Source organism: Paenibacillus sp. DMB20, from assembly GCF_000987955.1.
GTDB lineage: Bacteria > Bacillota > Bacilli > Paenibacillales > Paenibacillaceae > Paenibacillus_AQ.
In genome coordinates this window covers 63,388-85,392 of sequence record NZ_LAZU01000003.1, presented here as the reverse complement: position 1 = coordinate 85,392, position 22,005 = coordinate 63,388, and the positions used below count along the sequence as shown (strand labels likewise).

Annotated in this window: 20 protein-coding genes and 1 pseudogene; 3 read left to right on the top strand and 18 right to left on the bottom strand. The window is 45.7% G+C overall.

What is annotated here, in order from left to right; genetic code table 11:
• Positions 1–140: 140 nt before the first annotated feature.
• The 6 genes from XI25_RS33610 to XI25_RS00960 form a co-directional block, all read right to left on the bottom strand.
• On the bottom strand, positions 141–752 hold the full coding sequence (locus tag XI25_RS33610; protein WP_200901332.1) for a hypothetical protein: 612 nt from the start codon (positions 750–752) through the stop codon (positions 141–143).
• Between the two features lie 71 nt (positions 753–823).
• Positions 824–1,216 carry an MFS transporter gene (locus XI25_RS33605; RefSeq protein ID WP_052759400.1) on the bottom strand — a complete coding sequence of 131 codons (393 nt, stop codon included), beginning with the start codon at positions 1,214–1,216 and terminating at the stop codon, positions 824–826.
• A 122-nt stretch (positions 1,217–1,338) separates the two neighbouring features.
• Positions 1,339–1,659: a thioredoxin gene (gene trxA / locus XI25_RS00975; protein ID WP_046676949.1), complete on the bottom strand. Its 321-nt coding sequence runs from the start codon at positions 1,657–1,659 to the stop codon at positions 1,339–1,341.
• 206 nt (positions 1,660–1,865) lie between these two features.
• Positions 1,866–2,777 (bottom strand): NAD(P)/FAD-dependent oxidoreductase, encoded by a 912-nt coding sequence (locus tag XI25_RS00970; protein WP_046676948.1) that lies wholly within the window; start codon positions 2,775–2,777, stop codon positions 1,866–1,868.
• 114 nt (positions 2,778–2,891) lie between these two features.
• Entirely contained in the window at positions 2,892–3,290 is a 399-nt protein-coding gene (locus XI25_RS00965) for an Rrf2 family transcriptional regulator (RefSeq protein ID WP_046677071.1), read from the bottom strand.
• Positions 3,291–3,456: 166 nt separating this feature from the next.
• Positions 3,457–4,044, bottom strand: a complete 588-nt coding sequence (locus tag XI25_RS00960) for a DUF1349 domain-containing protein (RefSeq protein ID WP_046676947.1) — start codon at positions 4,042–4,044, stop codon at positions 3,457–3,459.
• Between the two features lie 437 nt (positions 4,045–4,481).
• Here XI25_RS00960 and XI25_RS00955 point away from each other — a divergent pair, with 437 nt between their 5' ends.
• On the top strand, positions 4,482–5,252 hold the full coding sequence (locus XI25_RS00955) for an ANT(4')-I family aminoglycoside nucleotidyltransferase (protein ID WP_046676946.1): 771 nt from the start codon (positions 4,482–4,484) through the stop codon (positions 5,250–5,252).
• A 175-nt stretch (positions 5,253–5,427) separates the two neighbouring features.
• On the opposite strand, the pseudogene XI25_RS00950 reads toward XI25_RS00955, so the two are convergent.
• Positions 5,428–6,449, bottom strand: a pseudogene (locus XI25_RS00950) (serine hydrolase domain-containing protein).
• A gap of 23 nt (positions 6,450–6,472) precedes the next feature.
• Positions 6,473–7,297: a MerR family transcriptional regulator gene (locus tag XI25_RS00945; RefSeq protein ID WP_046676945.1), complete on the bottom strand. Its 825-nt coding sequence runs from the start codon at positions 7,295–7,297 to the stop codon at positions 6,473–6,475.
• 419 nt (positions 7,298–7,716) lie between these two features.
• Here XI25_RS00945 and XI25_RS00940 point away from each other — a divergent pair, with 419 nt between their 5' ends.
• Complete coding sequence (locus XI25_RS00940; protein WP_046676944.1) at positions 7,717–9,762, top strand: serine hydrolase; 2,046 nt, start codon at positions 7,717–7,719, stop codon at positions 9,760–9,762.
• Positions 9,763–9,953: 191 nt separating this feature from the next.
• On the opposite strand, the gene XI25_RS00935 is transcribed toward XI25_RS00940, so the two are convergent.
• On the bottom strand, positions 9,954–10,769 hold the full coding sequence (locus tag XI25_RS00935) for a ZIP family metal transporter (RefSeq protein WP_046676943.1): 816 nt from the start codon (positions 10,767–10,769) through the stop codon (positions 9,954–9,956).
• A gap of 700 nt (positions 10,770–11,469) precedes the next feature.
• On the opposite strand from XI25_RS00935, the gene XI25_RS00930 reads away from it, so the two are divergent.
• Positions 11,470–12,033: an NAD(P)H-dependent oxidoreductase gene (locus tag XI25_RS00930; protein ID WP_200901330.1), complete on the top strand. Its 564-nt coding sequence runs from the start codon at positions 11,470–11,472 to the stop codon at positions 12,031–12,033.
• An 86-nt stretch (positions 12,034–12,119) separates the two neighbouring features.
• Here the strand turns inward: XI25_RS00930 and XI25_RS00925 are convergent, their stop codons facing one another.
• The 9 genes from XI25_RS00925 to XI25_RS00885 all read right to left on the bottom strand — a co-directional run bounded on the left by XI25_RS00925 (position 12,120) and on the right by XI25_RS00885 (position 21,984).
• Positions 12,120–12,479 carry a winged helix-turn-helix transcriptional regulator gene (locus XI25_RS00925; RefSeq protein WP_046676941.1) on the bottom strand — a complete coding sequence of 120 codons (360 nt, stop codon included), beginning with the start codon at positions 12,477–12,479 and terminating at the stop codon, positions 12,120–12,122.
• Between the two features lie 276 nt (positions 12,480–12,755).
• On the bottom strand, positions 12,756–13,904 hold the full coding sequence (locus tag XI25_RS00920; RefSeq protein ID WP_046676940.1) for an ABC transporter permease: 1,149 nt from the start codon (positions 13,902–13,904) through the stop codon (positions 12,756–12,758).
• Positions 13,905–15,026: an ABC transporter permease gene (locus XI25_RS00915; protein ID WP_046676939.1), complete on the bottom strand. Its 1,122-nt coding sequence runs from the start codon at positions 15,024–15,026 to the stop codon at positions 13,905–13,907.
• 30 nt (positions 15,027–15,056) lie between these two features.
• Complete coding sequence (locus XI25_RS00910; protein ID WP_046676938.1) at positions 15,057–15,992, bottom strand: ABC transporter ATP-binding protein; 936 nt, start codon at positions 15,990–15,992, stop codon at positions 15,057–15,059.
• 201 nt (positions 15,993–16,193) lie between these two features.
• The gene (locus XI25_RS00905; RefSeq protein ID WP_046676937.1) at positions 16,194–17,318 is read right to left on the bottom strand and encodes a sensor histidine kinase; all 1,125 of its coding nucleotides are present in this window, start codon (positions 17,316–17,318) and stop codon (positions 16,194–16,196) included.
• A complete protein-coding gene (locus XI25_RS00900) occupies positions 17,315–17,968 on the bottom strand; it encodes a response regulator transcription factor (protein WP_046676936.1) in 654 nt (217 codons plus the stop codon). Before XI25_RS00900 ends, XI25_RS00905 begins: the two co-directional genes overlap by 4 nt.
• Before the next feature lie 413 nt (positions 17,969–18,381).
• A complete protein-coding gene (locus tag XI25_RS00895; RefSeq protein WP_046676935.1) occupies positions 18,382–19,884 on the bottom strand; it encodes a serine hydrolase domain-containing protein in 1,503 nt (500 codons plus the stop codon).
• Positions 19,881–21,233, bottom strand: a complete 1,353-nt coding sequence (locus XI25_RS00890) for an FtsX-like permease family protein (RefSeq protein ID WP_046676934.1) — start codon at positions 21,231–21,233, stop codon at positions 19,881–19,883. The genes XI25_RS00895 and XI25_RS00890 overlap by 4 nt, the downstream gene beginning before the upstream one ends.
• A complete protein-coding gene (locus tag XI25_RS00885) occupies positions 21,208–21,984 on the bottom strand; it encodes an ABC transporter ATP-binding protein (protein ID WP_046676933.1) in 777 nt (258 codons plus the stop codon). Before XI25_RS00885 ends, XI25_RS00890 begins: the two co-directional genes overlap by 26 nt.
• Positions 21,985–22,005: the final 21 nt, after the last annotated feature.

Genomic DNA, 22,005 nt, shown 5'->3' with positions numbered 1-22,005 from the left:
GGACCGCGTTCAATGCCTAACCTTAGAATGCGTTACAGTCTGAGGGCTTGGAGTTCAAGCCTGGGAACGAAACAAAGGGAAAAAGGTTGATGGTGAGGAAAGCCAGGGCTAACTATTAATGCTGGGGTGAAAGGTGATTCTCAATTTGGTGTTATCGATTTCTTCTTTGCTATATTAAGTTCATCAACCGCTGGGGATACGCGTTTAACAAATAATGTTGCCAGGAGCCCCAGCAGCAAACAGCCCGCGAAGATTAAAAAAGTAATGACATAATTACCAGTTCCGAGCATCTGAACGGCTAGGATGGGCCCAATGGTAGCACCTAAATTCACAACAACCGTATAAATGGAAATCGCCGCACTTCTCGCAGATCCCCCTAATTCACCGACCAGTGAAACCAATGAAGGTATGGCGGTTGCAATGCCGGATACAAATACAACGCTCATTACAATTATGAACACCATGTTTGTTCCAAGTCCTAACAATATCAATCCGGTCGCAGCTAGGATTATTGCGCTTCTAAGTGTGGATATCATGCCAAATCTCCTAACCAAACTCCCCGCAAAAAGAGACATTAACATCCCTACGATCCCTATTGAACGCACATATAATATCTGTTGATTCGAGAAGCCGAAAAGAGAACTGCTTAAAAAGTCCCCCAATGCAGTGTACATGCCTACAAAAGAAAGCAGCATGACCAATGCGATTACATAGGCAAACCACAGCGATTTTTGACCCAGCGTCTTTCTCATTTGTTTGAATGCTGCCGCAACACGAACTCCATTCGCCGGTAGGTTCGGTATAAAGAATACCATCAGTAGCGTTATTCCATCACATAGGGAAGGACCACGGGAGAGAACGTAGCCGCAGTCAAGCCTTGTATTCCTCTGAAAAGAATAACCGAGGATAAACTGCTTTGAAACCCTAGAATGATAGTCGTAATCGTTAACGCAGCCAATCCCCAAAGCATGATTTTTTTTCGGCCAAAACGATCTGATAATGGTCCAAACAGTAAGCATCCAACAGCGAAAGATAACGTAAACATACTACTCGCCCATACTGCTTGCCCTTCTGATACCGAAAATTCCCTTGAAAGTACGGAGATTAAAGGTATTGTAACGTAGAAGCTCGACATAATTGCCAATCCTGCAAAAAACAATATCAATATGATGAAAGAGTAACGTTGTTCTTTTGTATTTAGTTTCAAATCATTCATTTTACCACCCCAAAAATTTAAATGCTCAAATTAGCGAAAGCCGCAGGTCAATTGGGCCGGCGGCTTTCGTTGGGAGCTTTTCGCTCGCTAGAACCGAGTCGATTTTGTTCATTAGGTTTGTATTAATTTGTATTATCTGATATGAACTGTTTCAATTTATCGACACTAACAGCTCCAACTATTTTGTTGATCGGATTACCGTCTTTAAACAGAATCGTGGTTGGAAGGCTCATAATTCCATAATGCGCGGCAGTGTTGGGTTGTTCATCCGCATTGACTTTGAGAACCCTAACTTCTGTGCTATATTCCTGATCAAACGTTTCAAGTATGGGTGCAAAATACCGGCATGGCCCGCACCAAGGTGCCCAAAAATTAACTAATGTAAAGCCTTCGGTTTTCAAATCGCTTTTAAAGGTTGTATCCGTAGTGTGACAAATGGTCATTCGTATCTTCCTCCAATTCATAATTTTTATCACCAATTCTGAACGAACAGCTTATCTTCTAATTTCTCCTGCCGATGATGAATCGACGGATATTTCATCACCTCCTTAAATCAGCACGCCCGTACTCGGACGATTCATTACATCATCCGCTCCTTCCCCATTAAGAGATATAACAGACTGTTTATGTCCTCGATTAACCCATAAAATCACCAACGGAGCGAAAAATCTTCCTCCGTCAAATCCATATTTACGCATATAGCGGTTCGGCTGCCGTCTGCTGCAGCAAAAACCACCTGAGATGGCGCCATGTACGAAGAATCTCCGGCAACATATAAACCAGGTATCGAGGACCTTCCCTTTCCATCAGTCTTAATCCCGCCCGACTCCGTCCTTTCACAGCCCAAACGTTCTGCGAACGGTACACTTTGCACAAATTTTGGAGTCACAAAGCCGCCACTCCTTGGAATTTGAGTTCCATCTGCAAAGCGAACATGCTCAAGTTGCCCATTCTGGCCAATGAAAGCTGCAACAGGTTGCTCCACCACCATGATTTCTTTGGATTGAAGCTGCTTATTTTGCTCATCCGAGAGGGACGCCTTGCCGTTCGTACAGACAACCAAGTCCTTGCTCCAATTGAGAAGTAATTTGGCCGTATGAAACAGGTTGGGATGTTCGGAAACAACGACAAGCGGTTGATCCTGCAGTTCCCAGCCATCGCAATAGGGGCAATTGAACAAGCTTTTCCCGTATAGCGGATAAAAACCTTCTATTTCTGGATATATCTCCTTGACGCCTGTAGCCAAAATTAGTTTTCGTGCTTGAAGGCTAAGGCCTGACGAGTCAAGTACCTCAAATCCGGATTCGATAGTGCGAACTGAAATGACCTCCGTTTGGAGATGATCGACAGACGGATAAGAGCGAACCTCTTCATAGGCAACACGGCGGAACTCGGCCGGCGTTACGCCGTCTCTTGTAATAAAACCGTGAGATGCATGCGTAACGGCATTTCTGGGCTGATTGTTGTCTATCAAAGCCACTCTTCTCCTGGCCCTTCCAAGCACGAGGGCTGCATTCAACCCCGCGGGTCCTCCGCCAATAATGGCGCAATCGTAAATCATATGCTCAGCTCCTTTTATACAGTTATTAAAGACTTATTATATCTATGATTAAGCAAAAAAATTTTTTATAGGTAGCGAACCGCACTCCTGCTTTTAAAATAAAATGGCTCAACCTTAAACCTGCGTTTGCTTGTGCGCAATGTCCATTAACTTCGTGTTTTTGAGATGGCTCTCCATTTTTTCTTCCGCTTCCTTCATGACAGCTTGAATCAAGCATTCTTCGCCGTGGACAAAATCACATTCGAATAAGGAGGCAGAACCCTCAATAGCGTGGATAATATCCAAAAATGTAATGTCGTCTTTTTTGCGGGATAAGCGATAGCCCCCGTTGACTCCGGAAACGGACTCGATCATTCCTGCTTTCACAAGCCTCGTTAAAATTTTGGAAAGATAGGTTGGCGAAACACCTTGCAGCTCCGCTAACTGCTGAACGCCTATCGGCTTAACCGGAGGAGCGTCAACGAGCGCAAGCATGGTGTGCAGAGCATAATTCGTCGCTTTTGTAAATCTCACGATAAACACCTCATTCAAAGACTTATTGTATCCATAATATCCTCAAAGCCGTTCATGTGTCAAGTTATGGCTTTTTCATAAAAATTCATCAAACCATTAAGATTTCGCCTATAGCCTCGTTGCCGCGAATGTCAGTTTTCCAATTTGCATCATACATTCACGTGAATTATTCGTGTGCTTCCCACTTGCATTCAGTTATCTTCATCTCGCTAAAAACAGACTTAAACGAAGAATTTCCAGGACTGCATGCATAAATCCCTAGTTGAATATCCCCGCTACCTTCAAACAAATGAAAGATGCGCATTTGTTTATAATCTATACCATCATATGAATTTTCAATGCAGAAATCACTCTCACGGCGGCTAACCCTGTAAAACATACTTTTAATATTGGAAGCAATATCCGTGGTGGCCCAGTCTGAAAATCCATTGTTCGTAACCACGCTTCCTAATCGTTGATATTCTTCATTTTCGTATTCAATTGAAGCCTTGAACCAATTATCACTGTTATGGTAGATAATTACGCCACATTGATCAAAACGATTTTTACTATCAAACTCTGTTCTAACAGTAAAAGAAAAATAGGGTTCATTGATCTTGAACAACAAAGCTGGGGCATTATCGTTTCTAAAACCATAGTATGTGCGCTGCCAAAAGTCAGTCCCAGGGTCCGTTCTAATAACAACCTCATCTTCCTGAATGGAATAACTCATGGGTTCATTTAGCCAAAATAATTTGTTCGAATCGAATCTCATTAAACGCCCTCCAAAACTTTTCTCAGTTATTGATTATGCAGGCAAAATCGATGGTTTCCTGATCCGCCGCTATCAAGCCGCACATCAAATTCCCCACACTACGTTCGTCGATCAAAAAGGATAAGCCAATTCTTATTTTATCAGGCGTTCTTCTTTAATTGAACTGTCCCTATAGTTTTATAGGCCATAACATCCGGATCCGGTGTTTCTCGACTTCCTCCAATTTAAAAGCTCTTATACAGGATCGCTTTTCCCAAGGGAAAAAATAACTTGTAATATAGTTCCATTTTCGTTAAAATGAAATTAATTAGGTGCCTTACTATAAATTTATCGGAGGTTTCCATGCATCCCAAAAACGTTCCCCGTTAACCCCGAGGTCCTCCATTCATGTGTTTGTGTCAGCCCACCCCAAATTTAACCAAGGGAGATGTACGCGAATGAACATGAATGGACCTGTAAAAATTTCTCGAAGTGAAAGATTTCAAAACTGTCAAGATATTGCTGAAAGATTGCACGAGGTATACAAAGAAAAAATCCTGGCCATGGGAGTCTATGGTTCTGTTTCCCGAGGTACAGACGGTCCTTTTTCTGACATTGAGATGTTTTGCGTGCTGGATGAATCTAGCGAGAAAATCGAATTTAGTCATGAGTGGTCAGCGGGACCTTGGAAAGCTGAAGTGAATGTATGTAGTGCGGACGTCCTTCTGAACACAGCCGCCACTGTTGAAGATGATTGGCCGCTGACGCATGGACCATTCTTTTCCCCGCTTAGCCTGTATGACCCTAAGGGATTTTTTCCCAAGCTAAAAAAAGCGGCAGAATCACCAGCAAACGAAGATTTCACGCAGGCAATCAACGGGATTCTTGTAGGTGAAATGTACGAATTTATTGGGAAGCTTAGAAACGTAAATCTGTACGGCCCTCAAACCTATTTGCCCTACTTGGCCATGCAGTTTGCCCAATACGGTGCCATGTTGATCGGGTTGCACAACCGAAAACTTTACTCGACCGGGGCCATGGTTCTGCCCGAATCTCTGGAACTGCCGAATCGTCCGGCAGGATTCGATAAGGTAGCCGGACTGGTGATGTCCGGAGATTTGACGGAACCGTCGAAAATAGTTTTCGCCTGCGAAGATTTCTGGAATGGTCTCGCAACCTGGGCAGCTGAACATGATTACGCGATTCATTCAGAACGAATTCCTTTTTGATCAATGAAAACGAGCCTCCTTTCACGAAGGCTCTGAGATTTTCAAGTAAGCCCCGCTTTTCAGCGGGGCTTTCATTCTTAGCAGGTAACGCTGCTGCTTATTTTCAAGAAAAGCGCGTTCCCTGAAGCATCATGGCATCGTGACTTGGTGGCGGCCTGACTACATGAAAAGAAGTTTAGCCCGTGACAGCCGGGATAATATAATCCATAATCAGTGACCATCGATCCCGAGGATTCATGATGAATTCTGATGTTATGGCTACGACCAAATCTTTTTCCGGAATGCAGCAAATGACATTGCCGCCATCGCCTACCGCCAGGTATGCAAAAATGCCGTCCTCTTCGCGTAACCACCATAGATAACCGTATTTATTGGGGTTCATCGCCGTTGATTCGTCAATCCATGTCCCCGAAATAATCTGATGATTGTCCCATAGGCCACGATTCAGATAGAGAACACCGAAACGTGCCATATCACGAGGACTGAGCGTAAGTCCCCATCCCCCTGTGGAGTTACGGTTCGGATCATTCACCCACCCTTTCACGTTTTTCCCGAATAAATCTTCAAACCCGAATGACTTCATTTCAACATCCGAGATTTCTTTCATGCCAATGGGTTTAAATAAGCGTTCGTTGGCAAACTCACGGGCACTTTTTCCAGTGCTACGAGTGATGATGCTGAAAGCAAGTGCGCCCCTGCGGTGGAATACTTAAAAGTCCCGACACTTCCTTTTTGGCCGAGCATATCGAGTGTATACTGTACCCAGTCGGGTTGCATGCACATTTTGTCCAGCGGTTCATGCCAGTCCTCAAATGGATAAGGAGCCGTCATCGTAAGAAGATGGCGGATGGCGATTTCTCGTTTTTGCGTATCCGCCGTTTCGGGAACGTATTCAGGGAAAAATTCCAGCGCCTTTTGATCAACATTTTTAATAAATCCTGCATCCATGGCAATGCCAATGAGGGCAGATATGATGCTTTTCGTTACGGAAGCCACATGGTGCGTATCATCCGGGCCACAGCCATTAAAATATCGTTCATAAGCGATATGTCCATTTCTGGCAACCACAATACCGTTTATATTGCTGAACTCGGATTTTATGACAGGCTCAAGCTCTGAAAGCTTTTCAGCGTTCATTCTCAACGTTGCCGGGTCTACGGCTTGCCATTCTGTAGTCGGCCAGTAGTTTCTTTGCATGATAGATACCTCTCAAAAATACGTTATTTTTTCTTTACGGGAAAATACACCTCGGTAACCATATCCTCAGGAACGACGGCTTGATTGGGGTCGGTTGCATATACTTCATATGGCGATTTCACCAATTCATATCCTTCATTTTCTATCCATTCCCTTAGTTTGGCATAAACCGATGTCAATTCTGAATATGACCCCTTTAACACGGACTTCGCACAAAGGCCTCCGGGCAAATCTCTCGTTCCCTTGACAGTTTCTTCGATCGGGATGGCAAACTCTGTATCATTGCCGGCAGGATGGTATTCAGGGCTGTGATAAATCGTCATTGGCGTACCAAGCAGGGTGAGTCTTTCGGTAGCAATCTTTTCATAGAGCCTGCCAAAATACGTTCCATATCCCAGAGCATAGTCATCGCCGCTCATCATCCGACGCATATAAAGGATATTCATGGGCTCGGTTTCAACAAGCTGCACTTCAATATTGTCAAGGTATGACATTACTGGGATTCCCTTTTCAACATTTGAAATATCGCTGTTCATTTGTTTTAAGGTATACTCGAAAGCATTTATCTTTTCCTGTATTTCCCTTCTCTTTCGAATCAGGGCAGAACAAAGCTCCTCTTCGGATTGATCCGCCTCCCCTTCCAGAATCGCTTTGATCTCATCCAAAGAAAAATGGTAGGATTTCAAACGGTTGATCAGGAGCATCTTTTTGAGCTGCCGGATGGAGTAATATCGATAACCGTTTTCAGGATTAATCTCATCAGGATGGATTAATCCGATTTCATCATAATATCGAAGCGTTTTAGTAGATACTTTGCATATCTTTGAGAATTCTCCGATCGATAGCAAGAGGCCACCTCCATTCTTCGTATTTTTAATAAGTCTCCATGATTTAAATATCGAAACTTTGTTCAAGATCACTATACACCTTACCCTAAGGGCAAAGTCTACTGTAAAAATAGGAAGGCCGTGGAATGTTCTCACGATCAACTCAGCGCCATCAGCTCTTCAAGTGGGTCCTTCGCCTATGCGGTTGAACAGTGCCGGATCGGCAAGCGGTATAGCGTGTCCTCCCCCGAGATAAATGATCCCGTTAGCACGATCGCAACACTTCACGAGATCCGTACTCTTTATACTAGACCTAAGTCGAGGTCAATTCCCCGCCGCAGAGCTAGGTAAAACTCATTCCTCGGACCGTTCTTCCTTCTCCACCCATCGTCTACCATAAAGTGGAAGGGAAATGCGATTGAGACGAGGAGAGAAACTAAATGAAGCCAAATAAGCTGAGCAAGCCTAGAACCATTCGTGTGCTGGCAGCCTCCGTGTTGACTGCCACTCTGCTGGCTTTCCCTGCCGGTGTCTATGCCCAAACGGCAATATCCGCCGTAGGTACCGCCGCAACAGAGAGAATAGGAGCTCCATCGCTAAGCTCTAAAGAAGTCAAGGCGTTCGCCGACATGTATTTCGCCAAACCCCAAGTATCGGAGAAGCTTGCCGGGGCACTTGTCGTGATCGTAAAAGACGACAAGGTGCTGCTGAATACGGGCTACGGCTACGCGGATCTTGAATCCAAGAAGAAGATCGACCCGGACCGTACGTTGTTTCGCATGGCCTCGATAACGAAGTCGGTAACCGCTACGGCCATCATGCAACTAGTGGAAAATGGTAAAATTGACCTGAAGCGCGACATCGCCGCGTACATGCCGGATGTTAAGATTGCCAACAAGACTGGCAAACCCGTTACCGTTGAACATTTACTGACCCACACGACCGGCTTTGATTTTACGGATATCAACTCCGTTCCGCCTCATATCATCCAGAAAGGCGAGATTTCTCTCGCAGACTTTATCCGAGTGAATGCCCCCGCTGTGGTTCGTACTCCCGGAGAGGTTTACCGATATGACAATCTTGCCTCCTCCATGCAGGGTTATATTGTCCAAAAAGTATCAGGGGAGCCGTTTGAGGATTATGTCGAGAAGCATATTTTCACCCCGCTGAAAATGGAACACGCTGCATTCCGAATGGATAATGACGTCCTTGCCGACCTAGCCATGGGCTACAATGTCGATCAACATCCAATTAAACCTTACCCGAACGTGCCCACCATCGCACCCGAAGGCGGCATGTTCGCAAGCGGGACCGATATGGCCAACTTCATTACAGCCCACCTGAATAAGGGCCGTTTCGGCTCTTCCCGCATTATGAAGGAGGAAACCGCGAAACTGATGCATCAGACGCATTATGATGCAGCCGGTATTCCGTTGACGTCGTACGGCTTCGAGTCGTTTTTTCACAGCAGCCACAATGGTCAAACGGTGATCGGCAAAGGCGGCGACTTGGAGGGCTACCATTCCTGGCTTTGGCTGCTTCCCGACCGGAATGTTGGAGGCCTGATCGTTGTTAACAGTGACGCGAGCGCTTCCATCCGGGATGAATTTTTCGCCGCATTCATGGATCATTTCTATCCGAAAAAGCAGGAACAAGAAAAAGACTTCCCTCTCAATCAGGAGCAGCTGCAGAAATTCGAGGGCACCTACAGAAGCCTTAGGATCCCCGTCGCCGTCACGCAGGTGACGGCAGGCCAAGGTGAGCTGTTGGTCATGGATGCCTTGGGCGAGCATAAGCTCAAACCGGTCGGTCCCCTGCGTTTCGTTGATGAGAACGGGACGCCGGCCGCGTTTAAGGAAGATGAAAACGGCGAGGTGGCGTACATATACTACACGGCGATGGACAGCATGTCCGAGAAGCTCACCAAGCCCGCTGCTTACACCGACGTCCCGGAAGACAATCCTTATGCCAAGGACATCTACTTCGTTCGATCGCTGCAGGCTTTCGGTGATGAAGGGGAATCCACTTTCCGACCGGATGAGCCGATCACGCGAGCGGAGTTTGTCAGCGTCATCAGCCGGCTGACCGGCATGAAGCCAACCGAGACCGCTAGTCCGTTTAAGGATATGCTGGGCCATCCGCTCGCCGGTCATGTGCAGAACGTCGCGGGACTTGGCGCTGTTACCGGCACACCGTCCCAAAACTTCGAACCAGATCGCGCAATCTTGCGCCAGGAGGCTGCGGCAATTATTTGGCGCACGGCACACAACGCGCTTGGCTTGACTGCGGTCCCGGCAAAACTCAGCACGAAACCGGCAGGCTGGGCGGATGAAGCGGTCCAGTTTATGGTCGGTAACGGCGTGCATGGTCCTGAAGTGACAAAGGACGCAAGCGGTGCGGCAGATTACCGTCCGACAGACAAACTTCTTCGTAAGGAAGCGGCCGCCATCTACACGAAACTGATTCAACAGGTTTTCGGTTTGTAGCTTTACAATTTGATTATTCCTACATTTCGACCTAGACTATTCTGCATCTGAACATAACAAAGAAGGCATCCCTGCCTGGGATGCCTTCTCCTCTCTTTTATTTAAACCCATCATGATGTCTTTTATGGTACACGACTATCCCAAATTGTTCAGCAAGCGATAATCACAGCTTCTTATGGGTGTAGGTTTTTTTATCCCAATGCTACATCAAGAATCATCATCAATACGAAGCCGAACATTAAACTCATGGAAGCCAAATCCTTGTTGCCTTTCTCTTGTGAGCTTGGAATAACCTCTTCGGCTACAACAAAGATCATGGCCCCGGCTGCAAAGCTTAATGCGTAAGGTAATATAGGTTCAAAAAATGAGACAGCAAGTGCACCAACTACCGCAGCAATTGGTTCAACCATACCCGAAAACTGTCCGTAGAAAAAGCTTCTTCTTCGAGACATTCCCTCGCCTCTTAGAGGCATGGAAACCGCAACGCCTTCCGGAAAGTTTTGAATGCCGATTCCAAGAGCTAGAGTCAAAGCACCAACCAAAGATGCTTCAGTTCCTCCATTTGCAAGCGCGCCAAATGCAATCCCTACCGCTAACCCTTCCGGGATATTATGAAGTGTAATTGCGAGAACCAACAGAGTACTTCTTTTTCTTACTTTCGGATTATATCCTTCTGCTCCAGCAATGGGAGAATTGGGATGAAGGTGAGGTAAAATTTTATCAATTCCCCATAAAAAAATCCCCCCTAACAAGAATCCAAAGGCTGCTGGAAACCAACTTCCTATAGGGTTCCCTCCAGACATTTCTATGGCTGGAGCTAACAAAGACCAGTAACTCGCCGCAATCATGACACCGCCGGCAAAACCTAACATACTATCCAAAAGGCGCTGGTTTAGCGTTTTTGTCATAAAAACAAGAGTTGCCCCTAATGCAGTCATTCCCCATGTAAACAGAGTGGCTAATAATGCTTGAATAATGGGACTGAAATTCATGAAAAAATCTACCATGTAATGCAAGTACTCCTTTTCATAGAAATGATAATAAAAATAGATAAAGATAAAGTTTGCCTGGTAGACATTTTAAGTCCGGCGCATGTGTAAAGACATTTATTTTTGATTGCGTTCATTATTCTGTATTTTAATAGAATCTCTAATAAATGTCTTACATACATTTTATGTGTTTTTCCAGAAAATAAGAAAGCCGTATTGGTTTATTTCAATACACTTAATGCAATTTATTATATACCATAATATACAATGATGTTTGTATATTGTTTTTCTGTAATCTATAAATGCCTTATCGCGGATCAAATGAACCAAATCGGTTGTTTTTTCACTTTTCGGATCGTTTCCAGGGATGATCGTTCCATGGCTACTTTGCCCGTTGCGTTCGTGACCGGCGGAGTTGCCATGCCACATTCGGCAGCTCGCTTAGTTCTTCCCTACCTTGAGCAATGTCGCTTTCGCGTCGTCTGTTGACTCTGCTTTAAGAATAATAGCGAGCGGTCCGTTCATACCAGGCCCCAACCCTTCCGCTATCAAATCATATCCGCGCCGTTCCGTTGTTTCGATCGATTTTGAACCTTTATCCGGAAGACCCGTTTACACTCACCTTTTTGTAAGTACCTGTACTAAAAGTGCATACTTACATAATTGCAGTTCGCACTTTATACTCAAGAAATAAATCATGCCCAAGGAGGTTGCATCTTTGAAAACTCTTGTTATCGTAACGCACCCAACCATAGAAACATCGGTCATAAATAAGCGCTGGGTAGAAGAACTCCAAAAACATCCGGAACAGTATACTGTTCACGAATTGCATAAGGTTTACCCGGACGGAAGCATTGATGTGGAAAAAGAACAACAATTAATAGAATCGCATCGTAATCTTGTTTTACAGTTTCCTATCTATTGGTTTAATTGTCCGCCTCTCCTTAAAAAATGGCTTGACGATGTTTTTGCTTATGGTTGGGCTTATGGTTCAAAAGGAGGCGATAAATTAAAGAATCGCAAAGTTGCCCTAGCTGTATCAGCCGGAATTAATAAAGAGGATTATCGTGAAGAGGGAAGGTATCGCTATACACTTGAACAGTTGCTATCTCCTTTTGAAACTACCTTCCTGTACTGCAATGCAGATTATCGTTCGTTCTTTGCGTTTTATGGTGCAGAAAATGAGCCTGGTGAAAATGAACCCGGAACAGAGCATGGGCCGTATCCAAGCATATTGGAAAGAAGTGCACAAGCGTATTTGAATTTTATTGATCACCTGTAGCAGGTTGCTTTAATAAAAGCTATATAAAAAAGAAGTATTTCCTCGTTCAGGAAATGCTTCTTTTGATTTAACAATAAACTTGAAACTTACCGTTGCACGGCTTCCAGAGCTGGCAGACTGTTTTTCTCACCCCACTCGCACATCATATCCAACAATGGAATGAGAGAAAGACCACGATCAGATAACGAATATTCAACTTTTGGAGGTACTTGGGGATATTCCGTGCGAACGATAAGGCCATCCGCCTCCAGTTCTTTTAACATTATGCTTAGCGTTTTATAGGAAATGTAACCAATGCTTCGCTTCAGTTCATTATGCCGCATGACCTTATTTTCAGACAGCCAATACATAATGATCATTTTATATTTACCGCCAATTAAGGACAACGTATATCCAAAGCCAGTATCTTTCAGTTTCACGTCCGTCGGAACACAAGTTTCGCGCACCAGCTACACTCTCCTTCTGAATGGATTCTCCACAGGATCGTCATCAAAACTTATAAAATTGTATTATACAATATTTTATGCACAAGCGTAACATTAAGAGCGAAGCTTCCAGAAAGCCAATGCGTTCGACGGGCTTCTGGCCCAGAACGTGAAAAAGATTGCCAACCATCCGGCAGGAAAGCCGGAGTAGCAATCTTTTTTAGTTTGTCTCATTGTTAAGAGTATTTTTAATTCTGTGCGAAAGAAAGTCGGATCATGGGGACGCCCTGCTATTTTTTATATATAGTTTTGTGTATCTTGATTTCTTCCGAATTTGTATACCGCGACCAAAGCTAACGTCATGGCAAAAGCCAGCAGAACCGCCAAATGGAGAATAACTTGATCAAACCCGCTTCCTTGCTGAAGTTTGACAAACGTATTGAGCAGCCAATGCTGCGGCAGAAAGTCAGCGATTCGCTGAATCGCTTCCGGCATCACCGAAATAGGGAACAAACACCCTGCAAGCAGAGAAGTTGGTATGATTACCATCGTCTGGATTCCATTGGCCATCATGGTACTATCCGAGAAGGCAACAATGACCAGTGATAAACTTACAGCGACCAGAGCAAACAGGGATAGTATCAGGAACATCTGCCACATCGGAATGCCAGGCTCGATATGAAAGAAGCGGGTCATGACGAACAGCGTGGCGGCAATTTGAATCATCATCAAGAAAAGGTTCACGATGACATTTGACAAAACATAGCTTCTCGCCGAGATGGGGGCTGTCAGGAGCCTGAAGTACGTTCGATTTTCTTTATCGCGGATTGTCATGGCCGATAGATTCACGGCGGAGAATAGCATGAATACGATCAAATAGCCTATCGCTCGGTTCGTCATATCGTGATTGGCCGATTGATCCGTCAGCGTAACCGCCGATAGCTGGAATCTTGAGCTCTGATAGCTGCTGTAGATCGGGTTAAATGCCCCGATATCGCCTTGGGCTATCTTGCCAATGGAAGAAATGTTCTGAATGTACGCGTTTAAATACGACTTTATATAACCCGTAACCTGAGCACCTTTGATCGATTCAATCCGTACAGGCCCGGGTGTCCCCCCGATTATATTTTGGGCAAATCCCTCCGGGAAGATCAGCACCGCATCCAGCTCACCTGACAGGATCAGATCGTCCGCTTCCGATTCCCTGATCACAGAAGTCTCAGCGTGGTCCAAACGGGCGAGAAAATCGATCGTATCCTGGGTGACCTTCTGGCCTGTATCGTCATTCACGATGCCCAAATGAACGGAAGTCTCCCCGGAACCCTTGTAAATTAAGGTAGAGAGCAGAATCCCGACAATCGGGAGCGCAATGACGAGCAGAAGATTTTTATAGTCCTTCGATGAGGTCAATATCGTCTTCCGAATTAACCAGAGAACATCCTTCATTTACAGACCCTCTCTTCTTCGCATCGAAATCATAGCCACAGCCAACAACAGGACAGAAAAACCGACATTCAACATCATCGCATTCAGCGCTGCCGCTCCATTGTCCGAATAAATGATTTGCAGCAGAGCTTCATTGGACCAATGCAGCGGGGAATACGCCGCAGCCTCCCTCATAAAGCCCGTCGTGCTCGCGACCGGGGTATACCCTCCGCCAACAAACGCAGCCAGCTGAATGATAATCATAATGACAGAACCGGCTGCATTTCCTTTCAGAACATAACTGATGCCGAGCCCAAGACTGAGTGCAAACAGAATCTCGGTAAACAACACCGCGAACACCATGGCCAGGTTGTCACCCCAATTGGCATTGAACATATATTTGCTGATGAATACAACGACCATGACAAATACGGCGTTAATCATCAGGTTGCCCAGTATTTTTCCCGCAAAAATCTCGGCTTTTGTCACCGGTGAAGCCAATAACCGCTGCGCGGTGTTTCTCTTTCGTTCACTTTCAATCAATCCGCCTGCCGTCAAGGCACTGTACAGTATAATCATCGTGGTTACCGCAATGGCAAAATAATCGAGTGAACCCGGCTGCTTCGCTCCCTGAATGGATGTCTCCTTCACATAACCCCCTCCGTCACTAACGGCTAGCGGCTTGCTCTCATACTCCGGATGGATCTTCGCCACTTCCGCAGCGAGCCTGTAACGGTCAGTGAATGCTGACAGCATACCCTGCATAATCCCATTCTCGATACTGCTTCGGCTATTTCCCTTATAGTGGATACCATTACCGCCAATCTCCACATATCCGGTGTACCGGTTGTTCCGCACTTCCTGCTGCCCGTCTATGCCTTCCGAAGCCTGCTCGAATAGGATGCCTAAAGAATTCTCCGACTCCTGCTTGAATGACTCCCATTCCTTCGTGAGCGCGGGGTCAGTGCCGCTGTCGTGGTATAACACCCTGATGTCTCCGATAGCGGTATTTCCGTTAAAAGCATTCGTAAGCGCCGTTCCCAGGATCAAAATCAGCAGCACGGGTGTTGCCAGCATGAACACCAGCATCCGTGCCTCCCGGGCCACCTTCATTTCCTTTATCGCAATTCTCAGTACATTCATGAACTTCCACCTCCTTCTTCGTAAGCCTATTTAGTCCCGAAGGCTCCTGCCGGTCAAGGTCAGGAACACCGTTTCCAAATTCGGTTCTTCCGCTTGAACGGAGCGAATTTCCATGCCTTGCCTCATGAATTCCTGAATGATTTTATTGAGGTTATTGACCTCTGCGTCTGAACTGATATGAACCATATGATCTTTCACTTCGACGGTATTGACGCCCGCAATCTCCTTTAACTTGCTCACTTCAAGATGCGCCGCCGGTAATACTTCAACTCTGATATCCTTTTGGTCGGTAATGATCGCCTTCAGCTGCGCCTTGGTGCCTTCCGCAATGATCTTGCCATGGTCGATAATGGCAATCCGGGTGCAGAGTTCCTCAACTTCTTCCATATAATGGCTCGTATACAGGATCGTGCTGCCCATCTCATTCAGCTTCCTGACGGAGTTTAGAATATAATTTCTCGTTTGGGGATCGATGCCGACCGTCGGCTCGTCCATGATGATCAGCATCGGTCTATGGGCAATCGCGCAGGCGATATTCAGCCTTCTCTTCATCCCTCCGGAGAAACTCTGGGGGTAACTCTTATGTTTGTCACTGAGTCCAACGAAAGCAAGTGCCTCTTCGGCCCTGCTTTTTAACTCCGCTCCTCTAAGACCGTACAACCCGGCAAAGAAATGAACATTCTCATAGGCGGTAAGATTCTCATAAATCGCAAGCTCCTGAGGGACTATGCCGAGATGCTGCTTGATGAATTTTCGATGCTTTACCAAATTTTTGCCCAGGATATGAACTTCTCCTTTGGTCATGGGCACGAGCGACGATATGATGTTGATGGTAGTGCTCTTGCCTGCCCCGTTCGCGCCCAGAAAACCGAAAATTTCGCCTTCTTGTATGTTCAAAGACAGCTGATCTACCGCAATAAAATCTCCATACTTCTTCGTAAGCCCCTTGATTTCCAACACGTTCATGCCGCGCCCTCCTCCATTTCCCATCCACTTCCTTACCAGTGGACTTGATCTGCTCTATCGTACGAAAAAAGGATGCCCTTGCGATAGTGCACAAGTTCATCCTTACCCCTGAGAATCTTCATGTTGTTGATGATATAAATTTTCATAGTCAAGTCAAAACCCCGCATATCGAGATCCTGAACTGACGAATCGTGCCGGGATTCAGCTATAGGGAATTAAAGTTGTCACCGAGAAACCGTTGGAGCCATCCACAATCACGGTTCCATTCACAACGGCAGCGCGCTCTTCCATGCCTACGATCCCAAGGCCCTTGATTATCTTCGGCATCCCCTTGCCATTGTCCGAAACATTGGCCTTGATCATGGTGCTCAGAACCTCAATATGCAAGGATACTGCCGTTGCATCAGCATACTTCATCGTATTGGTAAACGCTTCCCTGGTGTTATCCTGAATGATTTTCCACTGAAGCGGTGTAATCAGATCCACATTGCCCTCGTGCGTTAATACCGTCTTTACCAGGTGCTTGGCGGAGAACTCCTCCAGAAGCAAACGCATCTGATTGATGCCAAGCTGTTCTGTCGTCGGCTTCACATTCATGAGTACGAGCCTTATGCTCTCGATACCTTCTTTGGAGATGGTAATGGCATTCTGCAGCAGCTCGGCTGACTTATCCTGATTTGTTGTCATCAAACGTTTGGCCGCTTCCATCTGGATCAATGCCCCCGTCATGGAATGCCCAATCTTATCATGAATTTCCTGAGACAGCCGATTCCTCTCTTCCAGCTTGAACATGTATTCGAACTGCCGGATGTACTCATTATTTTCACTTATCCGCTTGGTCAACCGATCCAGTTCAAGATGCATTTGCTCATTCTGTTCCTGATAGGATGTGACTCGGTTAATGAAAGTTCTTAGCATCGTGAAATAGATATAGGTAAGGACGGCTATAAAACCATACTCAATGAAAAACTCCTGGGGCAGCATAAACATTGGAAGTAGCAGCGGACTAAGGATCATCCAGTTCCTTCGAAGATATAAAGACAGAAGTTCATATAGATTGGGAGGAAGGAGCATGAACAACAGCGGATGAATGTAGAAAGAAGCGGCCAGAACAACAAGGAGGGCGAGTACGATTAAGAAGGGGTGCATGCTTTGGCTCTTGAAGATATGGAAGGAAATATTCACAGACAGGTAGAGAAGAATGGCAAGTGTATACCAGGGTGTTATCGCAAGTTCCGAGGCATAGGACTGACTGATCACATACAGAAACAGAATTATTTTGAACCCGATGGTCCACAGTTCGGCGTAATTTCTGCGTTCATTCACTTATTCACTTCCCCCGTCAGATAAAAAATCGCAATCTGTGTTCGATGCTCAAGACCCGTCTTACTGAGAACCGAAGAGATGTGATTCGCAATCGTTCCTTCGGAAATAAACAGCTTCTTCGATATTTCCTTGTTGGCCAACCCCTTGGCGATGAGTGCCATAATATCCAGTTCCCGTTCGGTAAATAAACTAAGGTCAATCTTGTCACCTTTGGCTTCTTTTTCCGGTTTTGCGACGGATAATCTGGATTTCAGTTTGTTCAGCACCACATCCTGCAGCACATGATGACCATAGTACACCGTTTTGATGGCATCCCGAATCCGTTCCGGATCATTATTTTTAAGCAGATAACCCTTCGCCCCATACCGAATTGCATCCGTGATATATTCATCGTCATCAAAGGTCGTCAAGATCAGCGACTTGGTGGAGGTACGCTCAGTGAGCTGTTTCGTGGCCTCCACTCCATTCAAATTCGGCATCCGTACATCCATCAGCGCCACATCCACGTCATGCGCTTCACAGTACGCCACCGCTTCCTTGCCGTCTGCAACGGTCGCCACAACATCAAACTCATCAAAGGTAGCCAGAATAATCTTCATGCCTTCCCGGATAAAAGAGTTGTCATCTGCAATGATCACTTTTATTTTCACTCCGCCCACACTCCCTTATCCAAGATTATACAAGGTGACAGGCTGGAGAACGATAGTAATTTTCCAAAAAACCGCAGCTTACGCCGCGGTTTCAATTAAGCATATTGATGTGACCATCATTTCTCCTTGTTCCTGTTTCAGCTCATATGCTATCCAAGTCGCTCAACAGATAAATGGCTTATCCATATACTCCCATACTTTATTGAATAACGAAGCCGCTTGCTGACGGTGGAATTCATTGACGTTGAATCGCTCGTCCGTGTTGGTTATCATAAAGTTTGGCTCCTTTTTCGTTATCTCTTTTTTCTGCGCGGCTCCTTTTCGTTTGCTCCTAACCGGATCGGATCAAAATTGAAATGGGTAGCCGTCTCTTGGTTGATACGGACATGTCTATTTCACACACCGTTTCTTCTTTACTTCAATTTCGTTTTCTTGGTAAAAACAAGCAATAATCCAAACAAATAATAAATGATAGTTACTGCTATGACACCATAAAGAAACACCGAGACCGTCGTGGGGGCCCAAACTTTTATAAAAGCCCAAGGCAATCCTTGAAAGAAAATTTTCGGAAACATGAGCGCGAGTGTCAAAATGGCAGCCGCAATCAACGTATGTATGGATAATAACAAGATCCTTTTTACGTTTAATTTCGTCCGTATTCTTTGTTCTCGAACAAGTTTGCTCACGATTCTTAGCGATAGCAGGATGAACAATACTCCGAAACAGCCGACGGCGATGCATAGGATGGTCACGATTCGATCCAACTTTTGATAGCCGTCGGAATGAGTATTCGCAACGTCGTTTCCCTCCCACAGATCCATGACGCTTTGACCTATGGCTGTCGTAAAGCTCGTGTTCAAATTGGAAAGAATGGCTACCCCTAATTGTTCATCGGGCTGCATAATGAAATACGAGGTAAATGTCGGGTTCTGTCCGGCATGGAAAATATATTGTTTTTCGTTTTTTTTCATGACTGCCCATCCGCTGGCATAGTAGGTACCCTTATCAAAAGGTTCTACCGACAAATCAGGGATTTGCGCTTCTTGAATGATCTGTTTGTCGAACGCAGGGCTCGGAACGCTTCCTAACTGTAGGTTCAACCATTTCGCGATATCATGCGTGTTGCTGATAATGTATCCAGCGGGCACATTCCCCCGATAGATGGGCGGCGTGTATGCCTGCTCTTTCATGAATCCTATTTTATAGCCGGATGCCATCTCGGTGGACTGAACTTGATGCAGCCCAACAAACGAGTTATTCATACCGATCGGCTCTAATATCTGCTGCTTTATATACATATCATAGGGCTGCTTCGTTACCATCTCGATAACGAGTCCCAAGACATCATAATTGAGCGTTGCGTATTCATGAGTGCTGCCCGGCTTCCGGTTTAATGGCTGGTTCAGCAATTGTTTTACGTTCATCTCAAGAGCATTATCTGCATTGCTCTCAGGAATATGAGCTATAGTTCTGGAAGCGATCCCGCTGGTATGATAAAGCAGCTGATTTATAGTAATTGTTTGCGGCTCTCCATTATATTTTAACTCTAACCATGGAATATACTTTCGAACGTCATCCGTCCGTTTTAACAGCCCTTCCTTTTCCAATTGCAGAATGGCTAGACCCGTAAATGCCTTCGTTGTGGATCCGATTTCAAATAACGTATTGGATGTCACGGGTGTTTTGGCTTTTACATCAGCGTACCCGAAGCCTTTTTGATAAACCGTTTTCCCCTTCTCTACAATAACTAACGATATCCCTGGAATTTTGCTGATCTCTTTTTGCTTTTCAACATACCGCTCGATCTTCTGAATTTTTTCGCTTGAGTCGGCGCTAGTTATATTGGGTGTGAATCTACTAACCGCCAGAATCATAACAATCATGAACAAACACATTTTTACTGATGGTTTTTTCATAACCGATTCCCCTTTAAATTTATGCTTTTCATGTAGCTATTGCAGGCCACAAGGAAATAAATCGTTTGCATGGCCATGTAAATGCCGATGATGACGAACGAATAGATCCAATTGGATACCATAAGCATGTTATTTAATGCTTTAAGCGCGACCAACGCATGTACGATGCCGACGAGGCATGGCGCGAAGAAAAGAATGCCGACCTGCATAAAGACGATTTTCTGAAGTTCGGCTTGCGTCATGCCGATACGGGTCATTGCTTTATACTGCGCCTGCTCCTCCTGCAGCTCCGTGAACAATTTGAAATAAATCATGCTGCCGGATGCGATAAAGAACAGTAAACTAATGAACACGCCAATGAACATCGTAAGAGAAATGACCCCTTGGGCATCCTGATATTGCGTCTTTACATGGTCCAACTCCACGGCAAGCCCCAACATGTATATCGTTCCGGATGCCGTTAAAATAACCGCGCTCAAAATCGATGCGACAAACAGCATTCGTGCGTTTTCCTTCAGCTTCAGGCCAAGCTGAGCAAATACGATCATATTCGTTCGATTATAGTAGACTCTTGCAGAACCTTTAATGATTCGCAGCAGCAATATACTGAACTGCGTGAATAAAAGATAAGTTCCAAAAACTGCCGTAAGCAGAATCATCGGTGTTAGCATGCTAAAATTCGCCGCATTCAACCTCAAAGCCATCCCATACGAGGATGCCAAACACAAGACTGCAAGTAGAGCAAGCCATGGCGAATAAACGGACCGTTCCTTCGGCCTTCCCGCTGCATTAAGCAATCCTGCAATTTCCGTACTCCCCACGCGCCATGCCGTTACCACGGAAATGAACGCGAACAGCATAAAAAAGCCGCCGGTCGTCATCCACAGCGCGCGAAGCGGTACAAGAGCCGCAATGGATTCTTTCATCCCAAGCAGCACTGCGAGCGCCATAAAAAACGGCTTGCTGAATAGTATCCCCAGCCCGATGCCGGCTGCGATGGCCAAAACGGCAATCACCGTGTTCTCATACACGATAAGTCTGCGAAGCTGAGTACGGGTAATTCCGAACATGTATAGAAGGCCGAATTCCTTCTTTCTGGACTTCAGAAAAGCCGAATTGGAGTAAAGCACGAACAAAAACGAGAAAATGACGATGATGCATTGGCAAAGCACCATGCCCAATCGTACTTTCGCAGTTCCGATCAACTGACCTCTTGTCAGAGCGGGATGCGCAACAAACGCCGCATACATATAAAAGATCATGACAGACAATACGCTGCTCATAAAAAACGCGCTGTATGACCGCCAGTTGCCGCGGATGTTGCTAAGCGCGAGCGAACGGAGCGTCATTAAAATTCCCTCCCAGTACGCTCAGCACGTCTAATATTTGTTGGAAAAACGCTTGCCGGTTGGAGCCGCGCCGAATTTCCGAGAAGATTCTCCCATCTTTAATGAACACGATGCGCTGGCAATAACTCGCCGAAAATGGATCGTGAGTCACCATTAAAACCGTTGCCCGCAATCTTTCGTTCAACTCTTTTAGCGACTCCATCACATCCTTCGCCGACTTCGAATCCAGGTTGCCCGTCAGTTCATCGGCGAGCAGTAACGACGGCTCATGAATGAGGGCGCGCGCAATGGCCGCACGCTGCTTCTGACCGCCTGACACTTCATAGGTGCGCTTGTTCAAGAGATTAGCAATTTGCAGCCATTCGGCAAGGGGCTTCAGTTTTTCCTCGATCAACTTGGGAGCCGTCCCTTCCAACACCAACGGCAAAATAATGTTTTCTTTGATGGTCAGAGCATCCAGCAGGTTAAAATCCTGAAAGATGAAGCCAAGCTCGCGCCTTCTGAAAAGCGCCAATTTATGATCGCTGAGCTTGTTCGGATGAATGCCGTTAATTTCGATATGACCGGATGTCGGACGATCCATGGCTGCCAGCAGATTAAGCAGCGTCGTCTTTCCGCTTCCCGACGGCCCCATCACACCGACAAATTCGCCATGTTCTACCTGCAGGTCAATGTCATGTAGTGCCGTGCATACGACATTCCCTTTGGAACTGTAAATTTTATTAAGTCCCTGCGCTTTCAGTATGCTCATCGTTCGATTTCCCTCCTCCCG

What these genes read in the sequence shown, in the direction of transcription:
- XI25_RS00955 (WP_046676946.1), top strand. Translation starts at nt 4,482, where the DNA reads ATGAACATGAATGGACCTGTAAAAATTTCTCGAAGTGAAAGATTTCAA.
- XI25_RS33605 (WP_052759400.1), bottom strand. Translation starts at nt 1,216, where the DNA reads ATGAATGATTTGAAACTAAATACAAAAGAACAACGTTACTCTTTCATC.
- XI25_RS00915 (WP_046676939.1), bottom strand. Translation starts at nt 15,026, where the DNA reads ATGAATGTACTGAGAATTGCGATAAAGGAAATGAAGGTGGCCCGGGAG.
- XI25_RS00940 (WP_046676944.1), top strand. Translation starts at nt 7,717, where the DNA reads ATGAAGCCAAATAAGCTGAGCAAGCCTAGAACCATTCGTGTGCTGGCA.
- XI25_RS00920 (WP_046676940.1), bottom strand. Translation starts at nt 13,904, where the DNA reads ATGAAGGATGTTCTCTGGTTAATTCGGAAGACGATATTGACCTCATCG.
- trxA (WP_046676949.1), bottom strand. Translation starts at nt 1,659, where the DNA reads ATGACCATTTGTCACACTACGGATACAACCTTTAAAAGCGATTTGAAA.
- XI25_RS00960 (WP_046676947.1), bottom strand. Translation starts at nt 4,044, where the DNA reads ATGAGATTCGATTCGAACAAATTATTTTGGCTAAATGAACCCATGAGT.
- XI25_RS00885 (WP_046676933.1), bottom strand. Translation starts at nt 21,984, where the DNA reads ATGAGCATACTGAAAGCGCAGGGACTTAATAAAATTTACAGTTCCAAA.
- XI25_RS00910 (WP_046676938.1), bottom strand. Translation starts at nt 15,992, where the DNA reads ATGAACGTGTTGGAAATCAAGGGGCTTACGAAGAAGTATGGAGATTTT.
- XI25_RS00935 (WP_046676943.1), bottom strand. Translation starts at nt 10,769, where the DNA reads ATGGTAGATTTTTTCATGAATTTCAGTCCCATTATTCAAGCATTATTA.
- XI25_RS33610 (WP_200901332.1), bottom strand. Translation starts at nt 752, where the DNA reads ATGAGAAAGACGCTGGGTCAAAAATCGCTGTGGTTTGCCTATGTAATC.
- XI25_RS00970 (WP_046676948.1), bottom strand. Translation starts at nt 2,777, where the DNA reads ATGATTTACGATTGCGCCATTATTGGCGGAGGACCCGCGGGGTTGAAT.
- XI25_RS00890 (WP_046676934.1), bottom strand. Translation starts at nt 21,233, where the DNA reads ATGACGCTCCGTTCGCTCGCGCTTAGCAACATCCGCGGCAACTGGCGG.
- XI25_RS00895 (WP_046676935.1), bottom strand. Translation starts at nt 19,884, where the DNA reads ATGAAAAAACCATCAGTAAAAATGTGTTTGTTCATGATTGTTATGATT.